This window comes from Sphingomonas sp. BL-S-28 (assembly GCF_055521515.1).
In genome coordinates this window covers 2,528,020-2,548,615 of record NZ_CM145484.1, presented here as the reverse complement: position 1 = coordinate 2,548,615, position 20,596 = coordinate 2,528,020, and the positions used below count along the sequence as shown (strand labels likewise).

Below are 20,596 nucleotides of genomic sequence, written 5' to 3'. Positions count from 1 at the left end.
GATCAGTCCGAAGCGGGCAGGGGCTTGGCGTCCTTGATGACGAGCGCGACGCCATCGACCGAAAGCGAACCCTTGCCGGGCTTCACGCAAAGCAGTTCGTACTTACCGTCACTGTCGACGTAGCGCTTGCCCATCAGCGTGCCGGCCGAGAAGTCGGCGGCCAGCGGGGCGGCATCGGCAGGCTTGGCCTCGCCCATCGGCGCGCCGCCGCATTCGATCGTGCCGTCGGCGCAGCGGATCACCATCACTTCGGTGTCGCAGGCGGCGCTCTTGAGACGGGTTCCAGGCTTCATTTTCCCAATTCCTCGTATTCTGATTTCGGCAAGCTGTTCAGGCGATTGCGCCCTTGGTCTTGAGTTCTTCGATCTTGTCCCACTCCACGCCGAGTTCCATCAGGACGATCTCGGTATGCTCGGAGGCCTGCGGCGAGCGGGTGGTTTCCAGCGGTTCGCCGTTGAACTGCACCGGGCCGCGCACCAGCTTGAGCGGAGCGCCACCATCGGCCGCTTCCACTTCGATCAGCATGTCGTTCGCCAGCGCCTGTTCGTCTTCGGCCAGTTCCAGCAGGTTGAGGATCGGCGCCCACTGGCCCTTCAGAGTCTTCAAGTGCTCCCGCCAGTAGGCGAAGGGCTTCTCTGCAAAGGCTTCGACCAGGATCTCGCTGGCGGCCTGCGAATGCTCGATCAGGCTCAGCACATCCTGGAAACGCGGATCGTCGGCGGCTTCGGGGCGGCCGACGTGCTCGAAAGTGTCGCGAATCAGGCCGGTGGGGCTGACCATGCACAGGTTGATCGTGCGCCCGTCGGAGGTCCAGAAATTGCCCATGAAGGGGTTCTTGGCGCCGCCGCCGGAGCTGGGCATCGAATTCTTGGTGATCACCCCGGTTTCCACGGCCTGCGCGATGTTGGCGCCGGAAGCCCAGGCGGCCGTGCTCATCAGCGACACGTCGAGTTCGGCGGCCTCGCCGGTCTTTTCACGATGGAAGAGTGCGGCGGAGATACCACCGGCGATGAACATGCCGCCGATCGAATCGCCGAACGCGGGCATGCCCTGCGACAGCGGGCCGGGCAGTTCGGGCGGGGTCATGCAATCGGCGATGCCGCTGCGCGACCAGAATGCGGTGCCGTCGAAACCGCCCTTTTCGCGTTCGGGGCCCTTGTTGCCCCAGGCGCTGCCGCGCGCATAGATGATGTTCGGATTGGCGGCGCGGATGTGCTCCACGTCGAACCGGTTCTTCTGGCGCACTTGCGGCAGGTAGTTGGTGAGGAACACGTCGCACTGCTTGGCCAGTTCGTAGAGCAGTTCCTGGCCTTCGGTGGTCGACAGATCGATGCCCACGCTGCGCTTGCCGCGGTTGGGGTGTTCGAACAGGGTCTGGCGCAGCGGATCCAGCTTCACGCCGCCCATGTTGAGGAAGCCGCGCTGCGTATCGCCGCGCACCGGGTGTTCGATCTTGATGACGTCCGCGCCCCAGTCGGCCAGAATTGCACCGGCTGCGGGCGTGAACGTGAACTGTGCCACTTCGAGGACGCGCACGCCCTGCATGACCTTTGTCGGCATCTGACAGTCCCCAATTATTCTTGCGTTTTATCGTATCGGTTCGGGGCACGAGAGGCGGGTTTTCGCCGATCGCACCGGTTGCCTTCGATGTGCGCGCAAAGGTGTTTGGGAGCAACACCACCGCCATCGTGGCGACGATCATCGGCCGGATTCGCCGGTGCGATCTTTGCATGCTGCGCTGCGATAGGCATGGCAGGCCGCGAAACCGCGCAGGAGCGATGGTTGCGAAAAAAGTTTGTGCAGTTGCGGCAATCGCAATTGACACCTAGGCAGGTAATTACTAACCTAGGTGAGTAAATAGCGGGGATGGACCCGCCTCAAGCACTCGGAGAGTTATCCATGAAGAAGTTTGTTGCCCTTGCCGCCGTCGCTTCGATCGCTTCTTTCGCCGTCGTTCCGGCTGCCTTCGCCGAAACCAACCAGTCGGTTCGCGCCGTCACCGAGGAAGCTGCCGCTCCCGTCGATCTGACCGCCGGCAAGATGCTCTATGCCGCCAACGGCACCCGCATTGCTCCGATCTACCGCGTTGCTGCCGACGGCAACCCGCAGGTGATCCTTAACGGCCGCCTGATCACCGTTCCGGCCACCAGCCTGACCGACGCGCAGGGCAAGCTGACCACTTCGCTGACCAAGAAGGACCTCGCTTCGGCGAAGTAAGCTTCCGGCCAGTTCTGGAAACAAGAAAAGGGCGGCACTTCGGTGCCGCCCTTCTTCGTTTGTGCTGCGCTGACCGTTCCAGTGACGGAATGGTAGGGGAGGCAAAAGTGCGGGGCCGAAGCCCGCCCTTTTCAGCCCCGGCTGACGTTGTCGTAGATGCGGCTGAGATAGTCGCGCATCTGCTCCACTTCTGCGTCCGAAAAGCCGTGGAACATGCGGGCTTCCGCTTCGCCGGCGATGTGGCCCAGCTTGTCGAGCAGGGGGCGCGCGGCGTCGGTGAGGAAGACCGACCGTGCACGCCGGTCATCGCGCCGATCGCGGCGTTCGAGCAGATTGTCGGCGCAGAGCCGGTCGATCAGCCGGCCTGCCGAGGCTTCCGACATTTCGAGGTATTCGGCGATGGTGCGCTGGGTCGAACCCGGATAGCGCGCCACCACCGCGATCATCGCCCATTGCGATCGCGTGACGTTGAGTTCGGAGACGAGGCGATCGAAATTGTTGCGCTGCAGGCGCGCGATCACCGTCATGCGCAGGCTCACCTGGCGGCGGGGGCTTTCGTCCTTGTCATTGAGGACGTCGCCGAATTTCCCGCTCAGTTTCTCTTCCGCCTCGGTGGCCAACACATATCTCCTTCTAATGCTTCAAATTCGTTCGATGATCACGGCCGGGGCCATGCCGCCCGCCGCGCACATGGTGATCAGGCCATAGCGCCCGCCGGTGCGTTCCAGTTCATCCAGCGCGGTGCCGATCAGGATCGCGCCGGTTGCGCCGATCGGATGGCCCAGCGCGATCGAGCCGCCATTGGGGTTCACCTTCGCGCGGTCAAGATCGAGATCGCGGATCAGCTTTTCGACGACGACGGCGAAAGCCTCGTTCACTTCCCAGATGTCGATCTGGTCCTTGGTGAGGCCAGCCTTGGCGAGCACTTTCTTCGCCGCCGGGACGGGGCCGTTCAGCATCAGTGTCGGGCAGTCGCCGGTTTCGGCCATGGCGACGATGCGTGCGCGCGGCTTCAGACCGTGCTTTTCGGCATAGTCCTTTGAGGCGAGCAGGATCGCCGAAGCGCCGTCGACCACGCCGGAGGAAATGCCCACGTGGTGGATCGGCTTCACGTCCAGATCCGGATAGACCTGATTGATCAGTTCCACGTAAGTCTTGCCGCCGGGCGCGGAGGGCATGTTGTAGAACATCTCGAATGCGGGCTTAAGCTGCGCAAGGCCTTCGGCGGTGGTGTCCGGACGGGGGTATTCCTCGTGATCTAGGATCACGTTGCCCTCATCGTCTTTCACGACGATGGTGGACTTGTCGAAACGGCCTTCCGCCATGGCGACGGCGGCGCGGCGCTGGCTTTCGACACCGAAGGCTTCCAATTCCGCGCGCGTGATGCCTTCCATCGCGGCAATCGCGTCGGCGGCGACGCCCTGGTTCGTCTGCGGGTGCTTGGCCTGAAGGCGGGGGTTGCCTGCGCCCATGCCGGCGCTGCCGAGCCCGGCCTCACGCATCTTCATGCCATAGGCATTGGCGTAGGAAAGCATGTCCATGCCGCCTGCGACCATCAGGTCGGACATGCCGGACATGATCATGGCGGCGGCAAGGTTGGTGGCAGTGATGCTCGACCCGCAGAAACGGTTGAGCGTGACGCCGCCCGCCTTCGCATCGTAACCGGCATCGAGTGCGGCCATGCGGCCGATGTCGCCGCCCTGGAGGCCGATCGCCGCCGAAACGCCCCAGATCACATCGTCGACATCGGCGGTATCAAGTGCATTGCGCTCCTTGATCGCGGCCAGCACGGTGGCGGACAAATGCTCGGGGTGCATCTGCGAGAGAGCGCCCTTGCCCATCTTGCCGATGCTGCGCGGCGTGCGGACAGTGTCGATGATCCAGGCTTCGGTCACGATCGGATCTCCTCAATTTCCCAGACGGGCGCGCGATATGTGGCGCCGTTTGCCGAGGTCATGCTGGCAGGTCGGGGGAATTGCAATTGGAGGGGGGTGTCCTATCGCAGCGGCGATTGCTTTCATTTGAAAGTATATGGTGGCTTATGTTCACCCCGTCAATCTTTGCAGGTGAAACAATAGATCGTGACGGCGGCGCAGCCCGTGCTTGACGCTGGCAGCGCGGGAGACACATCAAGGGAGAGGGACAGGACGAAGGGGAAATGCGTGCCGGCCAGCGGCCACGAAGAAGCGTCGCAACAGGCGACAACCGCGGGCGGCGCCTTCGCGCCTTTGCGCGAAGGAACATTCCGCCGGATCTGGACGGCAAGCCTGTTTTCCAACTTCGGCCAGCTTTTCCTGGGCGTTGGCGCCGCATGGGAAATGACGCGGCTGACCAATTCGGCCGAAATGGTCGCGCTGGTGCAGAGCGCGATGATGCTGCCGCTGATGGTGGTGACGCTGCCCGCCGGTGCCATTGCCGACATGTTCGACCGCCGCCGCATCGCCATGACCGGGCTTGCCTTCAGCGCGGTCTGCGCGGCGACGCTGGCGACGATCGCTTTCCTCGGCCTGATCACGCCGTGGCTGCTGTTGCTGTTCTGCGCGCTAATCGGCGCGGGTGTGGCGCTCTATTCGCCGTCATGGCAGGCTTCGATCCCCGAGCAGGTATCGCGCGAGCATCTGCCCGCCGCCGTGGCGCTGGGCACGATCAGCTATAACGTTGCGCGCAGTTTCGGGCCGGCATTGGGCGGCTTGATCGTCGTGCTTTATGGAGTGCGCGTGGTCTTCGGCATGACGGCGCTACTCTATCTGCCGCTGCTGTTCGCGTTTTTCCTGTGGCAGCGGCGTCATGTGCCTTCGCGCCTGCCGCCGGAGCGGATGGACCGGGCCATGCTGGGCGGGGCACGCTATGCGCTCCATGCTCCGGCGATCCGCACCGCCTTGCTGCGGGTGCTGACTTTCGGGCTTTCCACCGCGACCGCTTCGGCGCTTGCTCCGCTGATCGCGCGTGACCTGCTGCATGGCAATGCGGCGACGTATGGCCTGCTGCTGGGCGCGCAGGGTGTGGGCGCGGTGGCCGGCGCATTGTTCGTCAGCCGCATTCGCGAGGCGATTTCCACAGAACTGGCCGTGCGGATCTTCGCGATCGGCACCGGCGTGGCGCTGGCGGTGATCGGCTTCAGCAATGAACTGGTGCTGACTTGCGCGGCCTTCCTGGTGGTGGGCGCCTGCAACATCCTGACCATCGCCATGCTCAACGTCACGGTGCAGCTTTCGGCCCCGCGCTGGGTGACGGCGCGCGCGCTTTCGCTGTTTTCTTCCGCGATCACGGCGGGGATCGGCATCGGCGCGTGGGTCTGGGGGCAGGTGGCGCAGCAGACCGGGGTGGCGCACGCCTTGTTGGCGTCAGGCATTGCGGTGGCGGCGACGGCGCTGCTCGGCTTCATCCTGCCGATCGCTCGCGACGGGGCGAGCGGCACGTCCGAAATGCCGCTGGGGCATGAGCCCGAAGTCGGCATGGCGCTGACCTTGCGATCGGGCCCGGTGGTGATCGAGGTCGATTACGACGTCGATCCCGAACAGGCGCGCGAATTCTACGCGGCGATGATGAAGATGCAGTCCATGCGCAAGCGCAACGGCGGCTTCGCCTGGTCCATCGCGCGCGACATCGCCAATCCCTCGCTGTGGACCGAGCGCTATCATTGTCCGACCTGGGGTGATTACCTGCGCCTGCGCGATCGCTTCACGGAGGCCGATCTGGACATTCAGCGGGCCGCCGATGCCTTCCATCGCCGCGGTGCGGGCACGCGCGTGCGGCGGCAGTTGGAACGGCCGTTCGGTTCGGTACGCTGGAAGGCCGAGTCCTACGATCCGAAGCAGGATACGGTGGGCTGGATAGCGCCTTAGGGCGTGAGGCTGCGACTTGTCCCCATACGGGAATTGCCGGGGCCGATGCGTGCTGGCGTGGTGATGCAAAGACTTCCGGGAGAGAGTGAATGCAGGACAAGACCTGGCGCGTGGTGCAATGGGCCACGGGCAATATCGGCAGCCGCGCGCTGCGCACCGTGATCGAGCATCCGCGCATGGAACTGGTCGGCCTCTGGGTCTCGTCACCCGGGAAGGTGGGCAAGGACGCGGGCGAGCTTTGCGGGCTGCCGGCAACCGGGGTGAAGGCGACCAATTCGCTGGAGGACATCGTCAAGCTGGATGCCGACTGCGTGCTCTACATGCGGCAGGGTACCGACTGGGACGAGCTTTGCGCCCTGCTGGAATCGGGCAAGAACGTCGTCACCACGCGCGGCGACTTCCACAACCCGCGCCTGATGGACAAGGATTTGCGCGCGCGGATCGAGGCGGCCTGCGCCAAGGGCGGCGTTTCGATCTACTCCACCGGATCGAGCCCGGGCTTCGTTACCGAGGCGCTGGCGATCCCGCTGCTGTCTCTGGAGCGACGGCACGGCGTGCTGACGATCGACGAATTCGCCGACGTTTCCAGCCGCGATTCGCCGGACATGCTGTTCCACATCATGGGCTTCGGCGCGGAAATGGCCCCGTTCGATCAGCGCCGGGCAGAGCATCTCAAGGGCGATTTCGGCAGCTCGCTCTCGCAAGTGGCGGATGCGATGGGGCTGGAGATCGATGCGATCGAGGCTTTCGGGGAGCTTTCGGCGACGAAACAGGATCTGACCATCGCGGCCGGCACGGTGCCGGCAGGCACGGTAGGCGCGATGCGCACGACGATCACCTGTCTTCACAAGGGCGAGCCGGTCATGCGGTTCCGGGCCAACTGGTACGTGACGACCGATATCGAGCACGACTGGGATCTGCGCGAATCAGGCTGGCGGGTAACCACCAGCGGCGATGCACCGGTGCGGATGGACATCATGTTCCCGGTCGCGCCCGAGGACTATGCCGCCTTTACGCCGGGCCTGACCGCCCATCGCCCCGTCAACGCGATCCCCGCCATCTGCGCGGCAGCACCGGGGATCAGGACGACTGTGGACCTGCCGCAGATCATCCCGATCTTCGCGTAATTACGGCTGCTCGGGTGCGGTCGCCTGATCGCCCCCGAGCACGCGGTAGAGCGTGACGCGGTTGCTGGCGACGGCCAGACGCACGGCGATTTCCTGCTTGCGCGCGGTGTAGAGGCTGCGCTGGGCGTCCAGGTTGTCCAGCGAGCTGCTGATGCCCTGCTTGTAGCTGGCCTCGGTCAGCCGCGCGGTATCGGCCGCGGCATTGGTATAGGCACTGGCGGCGCGCAGGCGCTCGTCCAGAGTTCCCTGATCGGCAAGCGCGTCGGCCACTTCGCTGAAGGCGGTCTGGATCGATTTCTCGTAAGTCGCCAGCGCGGCGTCGCGCCTGGCCTTGGAGACATCGACATTGGCCACTTTGCCGCCGGCATTGAAGATCGACCAGCTGGCGTCGCCGCCGGCGCTGGCCGAAAAGGCGCCCTTGTCGAACAGCGAAGATAGCGAACCGCTGGCAAATCCCAGCAGCGTGGTGAGCGAGATCGACGGGAACAGTTCGGCCCGCGCCACGCCGATGTCTGCATTGGCGGCGCGCAGCTGGTATTCTGCTTCCACCACATCGGGGCGGCGCAGCAGGACTTGCGAACTGGTGCCGGCGGGCAGCACTGCGAGCTGGGCATTGACCTCGTCCACGCCGCCGGGAAGCAGGCTATTGTCGAAATCGGCACCGACCAGCAGGCGGATCGCGTTGATATCCTGCGCCAGCGCGGTCTTCTGCGCGGCAAGGTCGCCCTTGGCGGTTTCCAGAACCTGTTCGGCCTGTCGCAGATCGGTGCGTGGCGAGACGCCGCCCTTGAGGCGGGCGCCGGTCAGCGTGACCGAGCGCTCGGCATTGGCGGCGGTGGCCTCTGCGATCTTCAGCAGATCGTTGTCCGCCGCGTAGTTGGCCCATGCCTGCGCCAGATCGGCAACGAGGCCAAGACGCACGGTGCGCGCGTCCGCCTCGGTGGCGACGGCGGTATCGCGCTGCGCCTGCGTGGCGCTGGCGTATTTGCCGAAGAAGTCGATTTCGAAGCTGGAAATGCCGCCCCGCAGAGACAGCGCGGTGCTGTCGCCCGGCCCGTTCACCACGGTGCGCGTGCCCGATGCGGTGACGCCCAGCGCCGGAATCTGGTCCGCGCGGGTGACGCGCACTTGCGCGCGGGCGGCGGCCACGTTGGCGGCTGCCGTGCGCAAGTCGCGGTTGTTGACCAAGGCCTGCTCGATCAGCTTTTGCAGGCGCGGATCGCGGAAGATTTCCGTGTAGGAAACCAGCGGCAGGTTGGCCTCGCTCTGCGCCAGATAGGCATCGCCCACCGGCCACGATGCCGGAGCCGGCAGCGCGGGCTGGACATATTTCGGCGCCATCGAACAGGCGGCGAGTGCCATGGCGGGCAGGGTGAGCGCCGCCAGCTTGAGAATGCGGGAGCGGATCATGCGGCGTCTCCCTTCGCTGCGCGGCGGTTCTGGATCCGGGCGCGGACGGCGGCAAGGCCATCGCGGACCCCGCGACGTACGAGCACGAAGAACAGCGGGATGAAGAAGATCGCCAGCAGCGTTGCGGTCAACATGCCGCCGACCACGGCGGTGCCGATGGCGATGCGGCTGTTGGCGCCGGCACCGCTTGCGACGGCCAGCGGCAGCACGCCGAAGATGAAGGCGAAGCTGGTCATCAGGATCGGGCGCAGACGGATGCGGGCGGCTTCGAGGGCGGCCTCGATCACGCGCTTGCCCTGCTTTTCCGCCTGTTCGGCGAATTCGATCATCAGGATCGCGTTCTTGGCGGCAAGGCCCATGGTCGTCAGCAGGCCGATCTGCAGATAAACGTCGTTCTCAAGCCCGCGTAGTGTCACTGCCAGGATCGCGCCCAGCAGGCCGAGCGGAATGATCAGGATCACCGCGATCGGGATCGACCAGCTTTCGTAGAGCGCGGCAAGGCACAGGAACACCACCAGCAGTGACAGCGCGTAGAGGATCGGCGCCTGGCCCGAGGAGAGCCGCTCCTGATAGGATGAGCCCGACCATGCGACCGCTGTACCCGGGATCTGGCTGGCCAGATCTTCCATGATCTGCATCGCCGTGCCCGAGCTGACGCCCGAGGAAGGCGTGCCGGAAAATTCGTAGGCCTGCAGACCGTTGAAGCGCGAGGTGGAACTGGGCGCCGACGACCAGCTCAGCGTCGAGAACGCGGAGAAGGGTGCCATCTGGCCGCTCGTGCCGCGCACGAACCAGCGGGAGAGGTCTTCGGGGCGCGAGCGGAACTGCGCATCGCCCTGGACATAGACCTTCTTCACGCGGCCCTTGTCGAGGAAGTCGTTGACGTAAGTGCCGCCCCACGCGGTCTGCAGCGTGGAGTTCACATTGGCGGCGGTCAGGCCATAGGCCGTCAGCGCGCGGGTGTTCGTCGCGATCTTCAGCGTCGAGACTTCGGGAAGGTCGCTCAGGCGCACGTTGGTCAGGCGGTTGTCGGCAGCGGCTTTGGCCAGCAACTGGTCGCGCGCCTGCTGGAACTGGGCGCGGGTCATGCCCGACCGGTTCTGCAGTTCCATGGTGAAACCGGCCGAGGAGCCGAGGCCGCGGATCGCGCCGGGGACCAGCGTAAACACCTGGGCGTCGCGCAGGCCGCGGAAAGCCCCGTTGGCGCGCTGGACGATGGCATCTGCGGTATTTTTCGAACCGGGACGGTCATCCCAGTCCACCAGCGTGACGAAGGCCTGACCGGTGTTCTGGCCGGCCGCGCCCTGGCCACCGCCGGAAACGGTGAACATGCTGGCGACGTTGTCCTTCTCGTACTTCGCGAAGTACTGTTCGATCTGGCGCTGCACCGCTTCGGTGCGCGTGCGCGGCGATCCGGCGGGCAGGCGCCACTGGACCATGATCGAACCCTGATCCTCGTTCGGCAGGAAGCCGGTCGGCAGGCGCTGGAACAGCATGAACGTACCGGCGCAGGCGATCAGGAACAGCACCAGCCAGCGCCACTTGTGCTGCACCACGCGCTCCACGCGGCGGCCGTAGGCGTCGGTCATGCGTTCGAAGCTGCGGTTGAACCAGGTGTGGAAGCGATGCCACAGGCGGGCCAGCCACGGGACATGGCGATCGAGCCAGGTGGGTTGCTCCTCACCGTGGACTTTCGCCTTAAGCAGCGTGGCCGTCAGCGCCGGGCTGAGGATCAGCGCGACCAGCACCGACAGCACCATGGCAACGACGATCGTCAGCGAGAACTGGCGATAGATCACGCCGGTCGATCCGCCGAAGAAGGCCATCGGCAGGAACACGGCCGACAGCACCAGCGCGATGGCGACCAGCGCGACCTGGATTTCCTCCATCGACTTGATGGTGGCCTGCCGGGCCGACATGCCCGGATTTTCTTCGAGCAATCGCTCTACGTTCTCGACCACGACGATGGCGTCGTCGACCAGCAGGCCGATCGCGAGGACGAGGCCGAACAACGTCAGCGTGTTGATCGTAAACCCAGCGATGTAGAACACTGCGAAAGTGCCCAGCAGCACCACCGGCACGGCGATGGCCGGGATCAGCGTGGCGCGCCAGCTCTGCAGGAACACGAACATGACGATGACGACCAGCACGATCGCCTCGAACAGCGCCTTTTCGACCTCGGAGACCGAGAGCTTGATGAACGAGGTGGAATCGTTGCCGTAGGTGTATTCAAGCCCGTCCGGCATGCCCTTCGACAGCTGCTCCATCGAGGCCTTTACCCGCTCCGCTGTGGCCAGCGCGTCGGCGCCGGGGGAGAGCGAGATCGAGATGCCGGCGCCGGGGTGGCCGTTGATGCGGCTGACCGTGCTGTAATTGTCCGCACCGATTTCGACGCGGGCGACATCGCCGATGGTGACGGATGAACCGTCCGGATTGGTTTTGAGGACGATATTGCGGAACTGGTCGGCCGTCTGCAGGCGCGATCCGGCGGTGACGATGGCGTCGATCGCCTGATCCTGCGGTGCGGGCAAGCCGCCGATCTCGCCGGCGGCGACTTCGGTGTTCTGCGCGGTGATCGCCGAAGTTACGTCGCTGGGCATCAGCGCCACGGCGGCAAGTTTGTTGGGATCCAGCCAGATGCGCATCGCGTGCGGAGCGCCGAACACGTTGACGTCGCCCACGCCTTCCAGGCGCGAGAGCGGGTCCTGGATGTTCGAGGCGAGATAGTCCGAAACGTCTTGGTTCGAACGGCCGTCCGTCGCGTCGTAGACCGCCACTAGCAGCAGCTGGTCGGGGTTGGACTTGGTGACGGTAACGCCCTGGTTCTGCACCGCCTGCGGCAGGCGGGAGAGTGCGGACTGGACCTTGTTCTGGACCTGGACCTGCGCGATGTCCGGATCGGTGCCCTTGGCGAAGACTGCGCTGATCGTGGCCTGGCCGCGGTTCGACGACTGCGAGGAGAAGTAGAGCAACCCGTCGATGCCGGTCAGCTGCTGCTCCAGAATCTGCGTGACGCTGTTCTCGATCGTTTCGGCCGAGGCGCCGTTGTAGGTCGCACGAATGTTGACCTGCGCGGGCGCGATGTCCGGGTACTGCTCGTTGGGCAGGAAGGCCAGCGCACCGGCGCCGGCCAGCATGACGATGATGGCGAGAACCCAGGCGAAGATCGGCCTGTCGATGAAGATGCGCGACATAGGAGGATCAGTGGCCCTTTGCGCCGGTACCGCCGGCTTCGCCGGGCTTGCCCGACTTCGGCTTTACTTCTTGCGGCGTCGTGGAGGGCACGGCCTTGATCTCGGTGCCCTGCTTCAGGCCGTTCAGGCCCTGGACGATGACCTTGTCCCCATGCTGCAGTCCGGAAGTGACGACCGCGCTGGCGCCGCTGGTGCGGTCTGCCACGACCTTGCGGCGAGCCGCCTTGCCGTCTTGCCCCACGATCATGACATAGGCGGAACCGTCGAAATCGCGCTGCACGGCGTTCTGCGGCACCAGGAAAGCGTTGGGATCATTGGCCTGATCGAAAACCGCCGAAACGAACAGGCCCGGCAACAGCAGGCCATCGGGATTCGGGAACTTGGCGCGCAGGGTCACCGTGCCGGTGCCTTCGTCCACGGTGACTTCGGAAAACTGCACGGTGCCGGCATAGGCATAACGCGAGCCGTCGTCGAAGTTCAGGTGCACGGTGGTGCTGCCCTGGATCACGCCGCCTGCCGCCAGTCGGCGGCGCAGCGCGGTGATTTCGGCGGCCGACTGCTGCATGTCGACATAGATCGGGTCCATCCGCTGGATCACGGCCAGCGGATCGGTCTGGCTGGCGCTGGCCAGCGCACCCACGGTGATGAGCGAGCGGCCGATGCGTCCGCTGATCGGCGCGGGCACGGTGGTGAAGCGCAAGTTGGTCTTGGCCGTATCCAGCGATGCAGCGTTCTGCGCGATCGAGGCACGGGCCGAACGGGCCGTGGCCAGCGCATCGGCATAGTCCTGCTTGGCGACCGCTTCCATGTCGGCAAGCGGCTTGTAACGCTCAGCCTTGGCACCGGCGGCTTCGGCCGTGGCCCGCGCGCTGGTGAGGTCTGCCTGCGCCTGATTGACGGCAGCGCGGTAGAGGCTGGGATCGATCTGGTAGAGCGGCTGCCCCGCCTTGACGTAGCTACCCTCGGTGAACAGCCGCTTGGCGATCACGCCGGTTACCTGGGGGCGCACTTCGGACGTCTCGTAGGCCACAGTACGGCCGCTCAGCGTCACGGCGACCGGCACCGTCGACTGTTCGGCCACGATATAGCCGACTTGCGCGGGCGGCTTCGACTGATCCTTGGCGCCATGGCCCGAACAGCCGACGAGGATCGAGGCGAGAGTCAGCGTAAGGATGGTCCGGCGCATCGGAAGGGCCGGTAGCGTCGAAAGCATGATCGATTTCAAGGTGCGCACCGCGTGACGAAGGGTGCGCGAGCTATCGATGCATTCGTGAAACTGCGCAAGCTGCCATTTCGCGGATGCGACAATTTGTGACCAATTGCAGTTTTTTGCAATTTTATGGCGCGGACACTCAGGGGGGGGGCGGAAATTGAACGGCATGGCCGTCACTCTTGCAGTGTCCGATGGCCGGGGTAGCGTGCCCGGCTATGATCTATCTACAGCACCTTGTCGCCGCTCTGCTGGTCCAATTCTGCATCGCCCGCGCATTTTCGAATTGGTGGGCGGGCGCGGCGATACCGTCCGCCTATTTCGTCGGGCGGGAGATCGCCCAGGCCGAGTATCGCTGGATCGAACACTTCGGCTCCGGCTTGCGTGCGAACATGCCATGGTGGGGGCCGTTCGATTTGCGCGTCTGGACCACGCTCGATCAATGGGTGGACTGGATCGGACCGCTGGCGGGAACGTTTGCCGTGGCGTGGATCGTCACGCGAAAGCGGAGATCGGCCTGACCGACTTTCCGCTGCGTCAGCCGGCGCGTATCGTTCTGATCGGGGGAAAAGGAAGGCACCACTTCCGTGAAAGGAAGTGGTGCCCGGGGACGGAATCGAACCGCCGACACCATGATTTTCAGTCATGTGCTCTACCAACTGAGCTACCCGGGCATCCCTGGTCCGGTGCGGTGCCGAAGCTTCCGTACCGTGTCGGTGGCGGGCCTATGGCGAAGGCAGCGAACCTTGGCAACCCTAAAATGACATGTCCGCTTCAATCGTCCTGTGGAAAAATATTCGGTCGCGATAATTCCGGGAGATCGGGGTCGGCGGGCTGGCCGGGCAGGGCATAGCCATCGTCCAGCCACTTCAGGAGATCGCGATCGCGGCAGCCCTTGGAGCAGAACGGAGTGTGTTCTTCGCTGCGCGGCTTGCCGCAGATCGGGCACTTGCGGGTTTTGGTGGTCATGATGTGATCGCCTGCGCGAATCCTCCGGTCAGCGCAAGCGTTGCGTCTTCGTGCCAGCGCAGGATGCGGCCGGTGCGGCGGGCAAGGTCTGCCTCCCACTCGGGCAGTATCTTCGCACGCACGCGGGGATGAGCGGTGAGCAGTAGGGTGCCGGGTTCCGCCACGCGTTCGGCCCGGCGCAGCAGCAGGCGCGCGCAGGCCCCGGCAGGATCGTGGTGCAAGCGGTGGAGAATCGACGGACGCTCCAGCCGGGCGACGATCTGCACGAAACCGAATCCGTTCATCGCCGTGGACTGGTGCGGCCAGTGATCGAGCGCGGCGGCAAGCGCCTCGTCAACGGCGCGACGATCCTCCTTGCGCTCCAGCGTCGGGAAATCGATGCCGATCGAGCCGCCAAGGTCGAACTGTTCGATGGCGCGGACAATGGCCGGCACGGCGGCGCGGGCCAGCGCGGCGGGTGGCAGCGTGCCGTCGATATCGATCAACGTCATCGCCGGGGTGGGGATGACGAGAATCGCGCCGCCCTCGAACGCAATCTCGCCGGAAAAGGCTTCGGCAAAAATGTCGGGCCAGGGATCGTCCGGAAAAGCGCGAATCCGGCGTGTCGGCATTCCGGTGGCCTGAAGCGATTCGGCAAGTGAGGGGGCAGGGCGCACGGGCTTGGTGCTGGGTTTTGCCTGTGCGCGTTTCAGGCGGCCGGTTTCGGCCACGGCGGCACGGGTGACGATCAGGCGGATCGGCGCGCCTTCGCTGGCGTCGGCCGGAAGGCCATCCACCAGCGCTTCCTGTCCCGAGGGAAAGCGGGCGGTGCCGCGCTTCGATCCCTTGGCGCGGGAAACGAGCACGGCCTCCGCCACTTCACCGGGTTTCAGGCCGGTGTCCCAATCGAGCCTTGCGGCGAGCACTTCGTCGTTATCGACCAGGATCGCGCGGCTCTCGCCGATCCCGTCCTCGACCAGCCATTCAGCCAATTGCGAATCCCGCCGCCTTCAGCAGCGCGCGGGTCTCGAACAGCGGAAGCCCGACGACGCCGGAATGGCTGCCGGAAATCCAGGTAATCAGCCCCTCGGCACTGCCCTGGATGGCGTAGCCGCCGGCCTTGCCGTGCCATTCGCCGCCGGCGATGTAGGCTTCGACCTCATCCTTCGACAGCGGCTTGAAGCACACGATCGTTTCGGACAGCCGTTCACGCAGCGTGCCGTCGGGCGATTTGAGGGCAATGGCGGAAAGCACGCGGTGGCGGCGGCCGGACAGTAGCGCGAGGCACTCGCGCGCGGTCTTCTCATCCTCCGCCTTGGGCAACACGCGGCGGCCACAGGCAACCACGGTGTCTCCGGCAAGGACGTGCGCATCGTCAGCGGCAACCGCCAGCGCCTTTTCCCGCGCCATGCGGCGGGCGTAGGCGCGCGGATGCTCGCGCGGATCGTGCGTTTCGTCGATATCGGCGGCGACGATGGCGTGAGGCGTCACGCCAAGCCGTCCGATCAGTTCGCGCCGACGCGGGCTCGCCGAAGCGAGAACCAGCCGCAAATCGGCGGAAGCGTCGGCCGAAGCGTGTGGGCGCGGTGCGATGGCGTCTCCGTCAGGAGACGCGGCTTCAGTACTGACCGGGGCCACCGCGACCGGGCATGAAGCGATAGGTGATACGGCCCTTGGTAAGGTCGTAAGGGGTCAGTTCGACGAGCACTTCGTCGCCGACCAGAACACGGATGCGGTTCTTGCGCATCTTGCCTGCGGTATGGCCGAGAATCTCGTGACCGTTTTCCAGTTCCACACGGAACATGGCGTTGGGGAGAAGTTCGACCACGCGGCCGCGCATTTCGAGGAGTTCTTCTTTCGCCATCGGCGATCAATTTCCATAAGCTAGCTTTGTCGTTGCGGCGCGACATAGCTACGACTCGTCGAAAATGGAAGCCTTGGCGAACGTTTGGCGAAATTGAGCCTATTTGTCGTGACCCGGTTGCCACTGCGACAAAATGTTACCCGCCCCCGTCTTGCGAGCAATTCTCCGCCACGGCATCAGCGCGCCGGGGGTTTTGGGGCTTTCAACATACTATTTTTTCTTGGCGGAGACCGGACTTGCGTTGCGTTCATCTGATTCCCCTTGCTGCGGGCGTCAGCCTGGCTGCCATGGCGCCGGCGCTGGCCCATGCGCAGGAGAGCCCGGCGGTGACTGCCGATGCTCCTGTGGCGACGGATAGCGCGCCCTCGATCGAGGGCGGCAGTATCGGTACCGGCACGGTGGTCGTGAAGAAGAACGAGATCGTCGTTACCGCCGCGCGTATCGACGGGCAGCTCGACGTGCCGCAAAAGCCGATCGAGACTTTGGATGAGGACGATATCGCCGCATATGGAGTCAATTCGATCAGCGATCTGATCGATGCGATTTCGCCGCAGACGGGCAGCGGACGTGGCCGTGGCGACGGCCGGCCGGTGATCCTGGTCAACGGCGCGCGCATTTCCAGCTTCCGAGAGATGCGGGACATTCCGCCCGAGGCCATTCGCCGCCTGGAGATCATGCCCGAGGAAGTGGCGCTGCGGTTCGGCTATCCGGCGAACCAGCGCGTGGTGAACATCATCCTGAAGAAGAAGTTCGCCGCCACCACCGTTTCCGGCGAATACAATCGCCCGACCGAAGGCGGCTACGACAACTACGAGCTGGAGACCGGCCTCTTCAAGGTGGAGGGGCCCCGCCGCTTCAACGTCAGCGCCAAATATACCGACACCTCGATGCTCACCGAGAACGAGCGCGATGTGCGGCAGGCGGACGGTACCGAGCCGGCGCCGGGCGAACCGGATCCGGCGCGCTATCGCAGTCTGGCCCCGGCCGATTCCGAATTCACGCTCAACGGCACGATGACGCAAGGCCTTGGCAAGGACGGCTTCGACGGGTCGTTCACCACCAACGGCACGTTCACGCACTCGGTGACCAACAGCTGGTCCGGCCTGAACGACAGCGATGCCAACCTGCCGACCCAGCCCGACCCGCTGGCGACGCGGGTGGAGACCAACGAGTTCCAGGCCGGCCTCGGTTACAGCCGGATGCTCGGCGCGTGGAACTTCAACGTCACCAACGATGGCAGCTACACGATTACCGAGACCGACATTGACCAGCGTAGCAGTGAATCCGGGATAGTACCGGGCGATGGCGTGGATGAGGCATTGAACCGGACGGCGACGCTGTCCTCGCTGGCGACCCTGTCCGGCCGGCCGTTCGCGATGCCCGCCGGCGACGCCAACCTGACTTTCAAGGGCGGGTACGACTACACGCACAGCACCAGTGAAAACTCCGCGTCCAACATGGACGCGATGAAGTTGACGCGTGGCGATCTGTCGGGCGGGCTCAACCTTGCGCTGCCGTTGACCAGCCGCAGTGGGGACGTGCTGGGCGCGGTGGGTGACATCACGCTGAACCTGAGCGGCGGACTGGATCACCTTTCCGACTTCGGCACGCTGTATAACTGGAGTGGCGGGCTGACCTGGGCGCCGACAGGCAAGCTGAGTTTTCAGGCGAGCTACATCGTCGAGGAAGCGGCGCCGACGCTTACCCAGCTGGGCGCGCCGGTGGTGCAGACCTATAATGTCACCGTCTACGACTTCACCAACAACCAGACGGCGCTGGTGACCGTGACGAGCGGCGGCAATCCCGATCTGCTCAAGGAAAAGCAGCGGGACATCAAGTTTTCGGCAACGTGGCAGCTGCCCTTTATGCAGCGCTCCAACCTGCTGGTGGAATACTTCCACAACCGCTCGAACGATGTCTCCGAAGCATTCCCGATGTTCACTCCAGCGGTTGAGGAGGCTTTCCCCGATCGCGTGACCCGCGATGCGGCAGGCAACCTGATCGCGCTGGATCGCCGCCCGGTGACGTTCCAGCAGGAAACCAGTTCGCGCATCCGCTGGGGCCTCAACCTGTCGGGCAGTATCGGTCCGCAGCAGCAGGGCGGGCCCGGTGGATTCGGTGGGCCGCCTCCGGGTGGTCCGCCGCCGGGAGGCCCCGGAGGTGGATCTGGTGGCGGATCTGGCGGCGGCGGTTCGCACGCTGGCGGCGGAAGTGGCGGCGGCGGCGGTGGCTTCGGTGGTCCCCCGCCGATGATGGGCGGGGGACGCGGCCCGCAGGGTGCGCGGTGGAACTTCTCGATCTACCACACCTGGCGTTTCACGGACCGGGTGAAGATCGCGGACGGCGTTCCCGTGCTCGATCAGCTCGACGGCGATGCGCTCACCGCCGGCGGCGTGCCGCGCCACGTGATCGAGGCTGAGGGCGGCGTTTTCGTGAACGGCTATGGCCTGCGCCTCAAGGGCGAGTGGGATGCGCCCAGCAAGGTGAACGGCACCGGCGCGCCGGACAGTTCCGACTTGCGCTTCGGCAGCACGTTCGAGGTCAACCTGCGCGTCTTCGCGGATATCGGCCGCAATGCCGAGCTTGTGAAGAAGGTGCCGTTCTTCAAGGGTATGCGCGTGTCGTTCGTGGCCGACAACCTGCTCAATTCGCGGCAGAAGGTTACCGATGACAACGGCGCGGTGCCGATCGCCTACCAGCCGGCCTATCGCAATCCGCAAGGCCGGGTGATCGGGATCGATCTGCGCAAGATGTTCTGAAGGTGAAAACACTCTGAGGATTGATCGCGGCCGGGTCTACCCGATCCGGCTGCGATACCCTATCTGGCGGTGATGGCGCGAACACCTGCCGGAACTCCCGAACACCCCAAGGGCACCGCACGCTTCAACGAGGAGCATGCGACGTCGGCCCTGCGCGGCTCAGACCAGCCCGACCTTCAGCAAGGCGTGGAGGCGATCCGCGAAGTCGTGCGCACGCTGCCTGCCAAGCCCGGCGTCTACCGCATGCAGGATGCGCGCGGGGACGTGCTCTACGTCGGCAAGGCGCGGGTGCTGCGCAATCGCGTGGCCAACTACACGCAGTGGGAACGCCTGCCGATCCGCCTGCAGCGCATGGTCAGCCAGACGCGCAGCATGACCATCGTCACCACCAATTCCGAGGCGGAGGCCCTGCTGCTGGAAGCGCAGCTGATCAAGCGCTTTCGCCCGGCCTACAACGTGCTGCTGCGCGACGACAAATCGTTCCCGTTCATCCTGCTGCGCGCCGAGCACGATTTTCCGCGCATCATGAAGCACCGCGGCGCGCGCAAGATGAAGGGCGACTATTACGGCCCCTTCGCCAGCGCCGGTTCGGTGAACACCACGATCAACGCGCTGCAAAAGCTGTTTTTGCTGCGCAGTTGTACGGACAGCTTCTTCTCCCGCCGTGACCGGCCCTGCCTGCTCTACCAGATCAAACGCTGCTCGGCCCCTTGCGTCGGCCGCATCGACGAGGCTGGCTACGGCGAACTCGTGAAGGAGGCCAAGGACTTCCTGGGCGGTAAGTCCAGCGCGGTGCAGAGGAAGATCGAAAGCCAGATGGCGGAAGCGGCGGAGGCATTGGACTTCGAACGCGCGGCCATGCTGCGCGACCGTTTGCGTGCGGCGACGTTCATTCAGGGCAGCCAGGCGATCAATGCCGAGGGCATGGACAGCGCGGACATCTTCGCGATGGCCTGCAAGAGCGGACAGGTGGGCATCCAGGCCTTCTTCATTCGCGGTGGCCAGAACTGGGGCCATCGCGCCTTCTTTCCCACCCACACCGAAGGGCTGTCCGAAGAGGAAGTGTTCGAAAGCTTCCTGGCTCAATTCTACGAGGAAGTGCCGCCAGCGCGCACGATCCTGGTCGACCGCGAACTGCCAGAGGCTGAACTCATGGCAGAGGCGTTCCGCGAACTGGCGGGCGGCAAGGTGGAGATTTCCGTGCCCCAGCGCGGCAACCGCCGCCGCCTGATCGAACAGGCCATGCGCAACGCGGTCGAGGCGCTGGACCGCCGCATGGCCGAGCGTGGATCGCAGGCGAAGATCTGGCGCGAGATGGCCGAATTCCTCGAACTGCCGGACCTGCCGCAGCGCGTGGAAGTCTACGACAACTCGCACATTCAGGGCAGCAAAGCGGTCGGCGCGATGGTGGTGGCGGGTCCGGAGGGCTTCCAGACCAGCCAGTACCGAAAGTTCAACATCCGCGAGGCGCAAAGCAACGACGACTTTGCGATGATGCGCGAGGTGATGACCCGCCGCTTCGGCCGCGTGCAGGAGGAAGATCCGGAGCGCGAAGGCGGTACTTGGCCCGATCTCGTGCTGATCGACGGCGGCAAGGGCCAGATGAGCGCGGTTCGGGATGCTCTGGAGGAGCTGGGGATCGAGGATGTGAATCTGATCGCCATTGCCAAGGGCCCGCACCACGGGCGCGATGGGCGCGAAGTGTTCCACTTTCCCGATGGGCGCGAGAAGATGCTGCCGGTGAATTCGCCGCTGCTGTTCCATCTCCAGCGCTTGCGCGACGAGGTGCACCGCTTCGTCATCGGCGCACACCGGGCGAAGCGCAGCCGCGCAATCACGGCCAGCCCGCTGGACGAAATTCCCGGCATCGGACCGGCCCGTAAACGCGCGCTATTGCTGCACTTCGGCACGGCGGGGAAGGTGAGGGCGGCCAGCCTGGCAGACCTCCAGCGCGCGCCCGGCGTCAGCGCGGCGGTGGCGCAGACGATCTACGATTTCTACCATCCGGGCGGGTAGAGTTCA

The 20,596-nt window shown here is 65.0% G+C and carries 17 protein-coding genes and 1 tRNA gene; 6 read left to right on the top strand and 12 right to left on the bottom strand.

Annotation, left to right across the window (positions count from 1 at the left end):
* Window positions 1-2: 2 nt before the first annotated feature.
* Together ACZ1JC_RS20770 and ACZ1JC_RS20765 are read right to left on the bottom strand one after the other, a co-directional pair.
* The gene (locus ACZ1JC_RS20770; protein WP_465138363.1) at window positions 3-293 is read right to left on the bottom strand and encodes a hypothetical protein; all 291 of its coding nucleotides are present in this window, start codon (window positions 291-293) and stop codon (window positions 3-5) included.
* A gap of 37 nt (window positions 294-330) precedes the next feature.
* On the bottom strand, window positions 331-1,560 hold the full coding sequence (locus ACZ1JC_RS20765) for a CaiB/BaiF CoA transferase family protein (RefSeq protein ID WP_465138364.1): 1,230 nt from the start codon (window positions 1,558-1,560) through the stop codon (window positions 331-333).
* Between the two features lie 339 nt (window positions 1,561-1,899).
* On the opposite strand from ACZ1JC_RS20765, the gene ACZ1JC_RS20760 reads away from it, so the two are divergent.
* Window positions 1,900-2,217 (top strand): hypothetical protein, encoded by a 318-nt coding sequence (locus ACZ1JC_RS20760; protein ID WP_465138365.1) that lies wholly within the window; start codon window positions 1,900-1,902, stop codon window positions 2,215-2,217.
* Window positions 2,218-2,348: 131 nt separating this feature from the next.
* On the opposite strand, the gene ACZ1JC_RS20755 is transcribed toward ACZ1JC_RS20760, so the two are convergent.
* Both ACZ1JC_RS20755 and ACZ1JC_RS20750 read right to left on the bottom strand, forming a co-directional pair.
* Entirely contained in the window at window positions 2,349-2,840 is a 492-nt protein-coding gene (locus ACZ1JC_RS20755) for a MarR family winged helix-turn-helix transcriptional regulator (RefSeq protein WP_465169074.1), read from the bottom strand.
* An 18-nt stretch (window positions 2,841-2,858) separates the two neighbouring features.
* Window positions 2,859-4,112 carry an acetyl-CoA C-acetyltransferase gene (locus ACZ1JC_RS20750; RefSeq protein WP_465138367.1) on the bottom strand — a complete coding sequence of 418 codons (1,254 nt, stop codon included), beginning with the start codon at window positions 4,110-4,112 and terminating at the stop codon, window positions 2,859-2,861.
* Between the two features lie 267 nt (window positions 4,113-4,379).
* Here ACZ1JC_RS20750 and ACZ1JC_RS20745 point away from each other — a divergent pair, with 267 nt between their 5' ends.
* On the top strand, window positions 4,380-6,062 hold the full coding sequence (locus tag ACZ1JC_RS20745) for an MFS transporter (RefSeq protein WP_465138368.1): 1,683 nt from the start codon (window positions 4,380-4,382) through the stop codon (window positions 6,060-6,062).
* Between the two features lie 89 nt (window positions 6,063-6,151).
* Window positions 6,152-7,189: an NAD(P)H-dependent amine dehydrogenase family protein gene (locus ACZ1JC_RS20740; protein ID WP_465138369.1), complete on the top strand. Its 1,038-nt coding sequence runs from the start codon at window positions 6,152-6,154 to the stop codon at window positions 7,187-7,189.
* On the opposite strand, the gene ACZ1JC_RS20735 is transcribed toward ACZ1JC_RS20740, so the two are convergent.
* From ACZ1JC_RS20735 to ACZ1JC_RS20725, 3 genes are read right to left on the bottom strand one after another with little or no spacing between them, the layout of a single operon-like run.
* Window positions 7,190-8,599 carry an efflux transporter outer membrane subunit gene (locus tag ACZ1JC_RS20735; protein WP_465138370.1) on the bottom strand — a complete coding sequence of 470 codons (1,410 nt, stop codon included), beginning with the start codon at window positions 8,597-8,599 and terminating at the stop codon, window positions 7,190-7,192.
* The gene (locus ACZ1JC_RS20730; protein WP_465138371.1) at window positions 8,596-11,793 is read right to left on the bottom strand and encodes a multidrug efflux RND transporter permease subunit; all 3,198 of its coding nucleotides are present in this window, start codon (window positions 11,791-11,793) and stop codon (window positions 8,596-8,598) included. The genes ACZ1JC_RS20735 and ACZ1JC_RS20730 overlap by 4 nt, the downstream gene beginning before the upstream one ends.
* Window positions 11,794-11,800: 7 nt before the next feature.
* Window positions 11,801-13,006, bottom strand: coding sequence for an efflux RND transporter periplasmic adaptor subunit (locus tag ACZ1JC_RS20725; protein ID WP_465138372.1), 1,206 nt, complete (start codon window positions 13,004-13,006; stop codon window positions 11,801-11,803).
* A gap of 215 nt (window positions 13,007-13,221) precedes the next feature.
* Between ACZ1JC_RS20725 and ACZ1JC_RS20720 the strand changes: the two genes are divergently transcribed.
* A complete protein-coding gene (locus tag ACZ1JC_RS20720) occupies window positions 13,222-13,524 on the top strand; it encodes a hypothetical protein (protein WP_465138373.1) in 303 nt (100 codons plus the stop codon).
* 77 nt (window positions 13,525-13,601) lie between these two features.
* On the opposite strand, the gene ACZ1JC_RS20715 is transcribed toward ACZ1JC_RS20720, so the two are convergent.
* The 5 genes from ACZ1JC_RS20715 to infA form a co-directional block, all read right to left on the bottom strand.
* Window positions 13,602-13,677: transfer RNA gene (locus ACZ1JC_RS20715), tRNA-Phe, on the bottom strand.
* A 100-nt stretch (window positions 13,678-13,777) separates the two neighbouring features.
* A complete protein-coding gene (locus ACZ1JC_RS20710; protein WP_395332755.1) occupies window positions 13,778-13,972 on the bottom strand; it encodes a DNA gyrase inhibitor YacG in 195 nt (64 codons plus the stop codon).
* A complete protein-coding gene (locus tag ACZ1JC_RS20705; RefSeq protein WP_465138374.1) occupies window positions 13,969-14,943 on the bottom strand; it encodes a ribonuclease E/G in 975 nt (324 codons plus the stop codon). Before ACZ1JC_RS20705 ends, ACZ1JC_RS20710 begins: the two co-directional genes overlap by 4 nt.
* Window positions 14,936-15,502, bottom strand: a complete 567-nt coding sequence (locus ACZ1JC_RS20700; RefSeq protein ID WP_465148462.1) for a Maf family protein — start codon at window positions 15,500-15,502, stop codon at window positions 14,936-14,938. The genes ACZ1JC_RS20705 and ACZ1JC_RS20700 overlap by 8 nt, the downstream gene beginning before the upstream one ends.
* Before the next feature lie 67 nt (window positions 15,503-15,569).
* Window positions 15,570-15,815 carry a translation initiation factor IF-1 gene (gene infA / locus ACZ1JC_RS20695; protein WP_007014967.1) on the bottom strand — a complete coding sequence of 82 codons (246 nt, stop codon included), beginning with the start codon at window positions 15,813-15,815 and terminating at the stop codon, window positions 15,570-15,572.
* Between the two features lie 236 nt (window positions 15,816-16,051).
* Between infA and ACZ1JC_RS20690 the strand changes: the two genes are divergently transcribed.
* A complete protein-coding gene (locus ACZ1JC_RS20690; protein WP_465138376.1) occupies window positions 16,052-18,574 on the top strand; it encodes a TonB-dependent receptor plug domain-containing protein in 2,523 nt (840 codons plus the stop codon).
* Window positions 18,575-18,646: 72 nt separating this feature from the next.
* Complete coding sequence (gene uvrC / locus ACZ1JC_RS20685) at window positions 18,647-20,590, top strand: excinuclease ABC subunit UvrC (RefSeq protein WP_465138377.1); 1,944 nt, start codon at window positions 18,647-18,649, stop codon at window positions 20,588-20,590.
* The last annotated feature ends 6 nt before the right edge of the window (window positions 20,591-20,596 follow it).

What these genes read in the sequence shown, in the direction of transcription:
- ACZ1JC_RS20710 (WP_395332755.1), bottom strand. Translation starts at nt 13,972, where the DNA reads ATGACCACCAAAACCCGCAAGTGCCCGATCTGCGGCAAGCCGCGCAGC.
- ACZ1JC_RS20720 (WP_465138373.1), top strand. Translation starts at nt 13,222, where the DNA reads ATGATCTATCTACAGCACCTTGTCGCCGCTCTGCTGGTCCAATTCTGC.
- ACZ1JC_RS20770 (WP_465138363.1), bottom strand. Translation starts at nt 293, where the DNA reads ATGAAGCCTGGAACCCGTCTCAAGAGCGCCGCCTGCGACACCGAAGTG.
- uvrC (WP_465138377.1), top strand. Translation starts at nt 18,647, where the DNA reads ATGGCGCGAACACCTGCCGGAACTCCCGAACACCCCAAGGGCACCGCA.
- infA (WP_007014967.1), bottom strand. Translation starts at nt 15,815, where the DNA reads ATGGCGAAAGAAGAACTCCTCGAAATGCGCGGCCGCGTGGTCGAACTT.
- ACZ1JC_RS20725 (WP_465138372.1), bottom strand. Translation starts at nt 13,006, where the DNA reads ATGCTTTCGACGCTACCGGCCCTTCCGATGCGCCGGACCATCCTTACG.
- ACZ1JC_RS20740 (WP_465138369.1), top strand. Translation starts at nt 6,152, where the DNA reads ATGCAGGACAAGACCTGGCGCGTGGTGCAATGGGCCACGGGCAATATC.
- ACZ1JC_RS20730 (WP_465138371.1), bottom strand. Translation starts at nt 11,793, where the DNA reads ATGTCGCGCATCTTCATCGACAGGCCGATCTTCGCCTGGGTTCTCGCC.
- ACZ1JC_RS20760 (WP_465138365.1), top strand. Translation starts at nt 1,900, where the DNA reads ATGAAGAAGTTTGTTGCCCTTGCCGCCGTCGCTTCGATCGCTTCTTTC.
- ACZ1JC_RS20765 (WP_465138364.1), bottom strand. Translation starts at nt 1,560, where the DNA reads ATGCCGACAAAGGTCATGCAGGGCGTGCGCGTCCTCGAAGTGGCACAG.
- ACZ1JC_RS20735 (WP_465138370.1), bottom strand. Translation starts at nt 8,599, where the DNA reads ATGATCCGCTCCCGCATTCTCAAGCTGGCGGCGCTCACCCTGCCCGCC.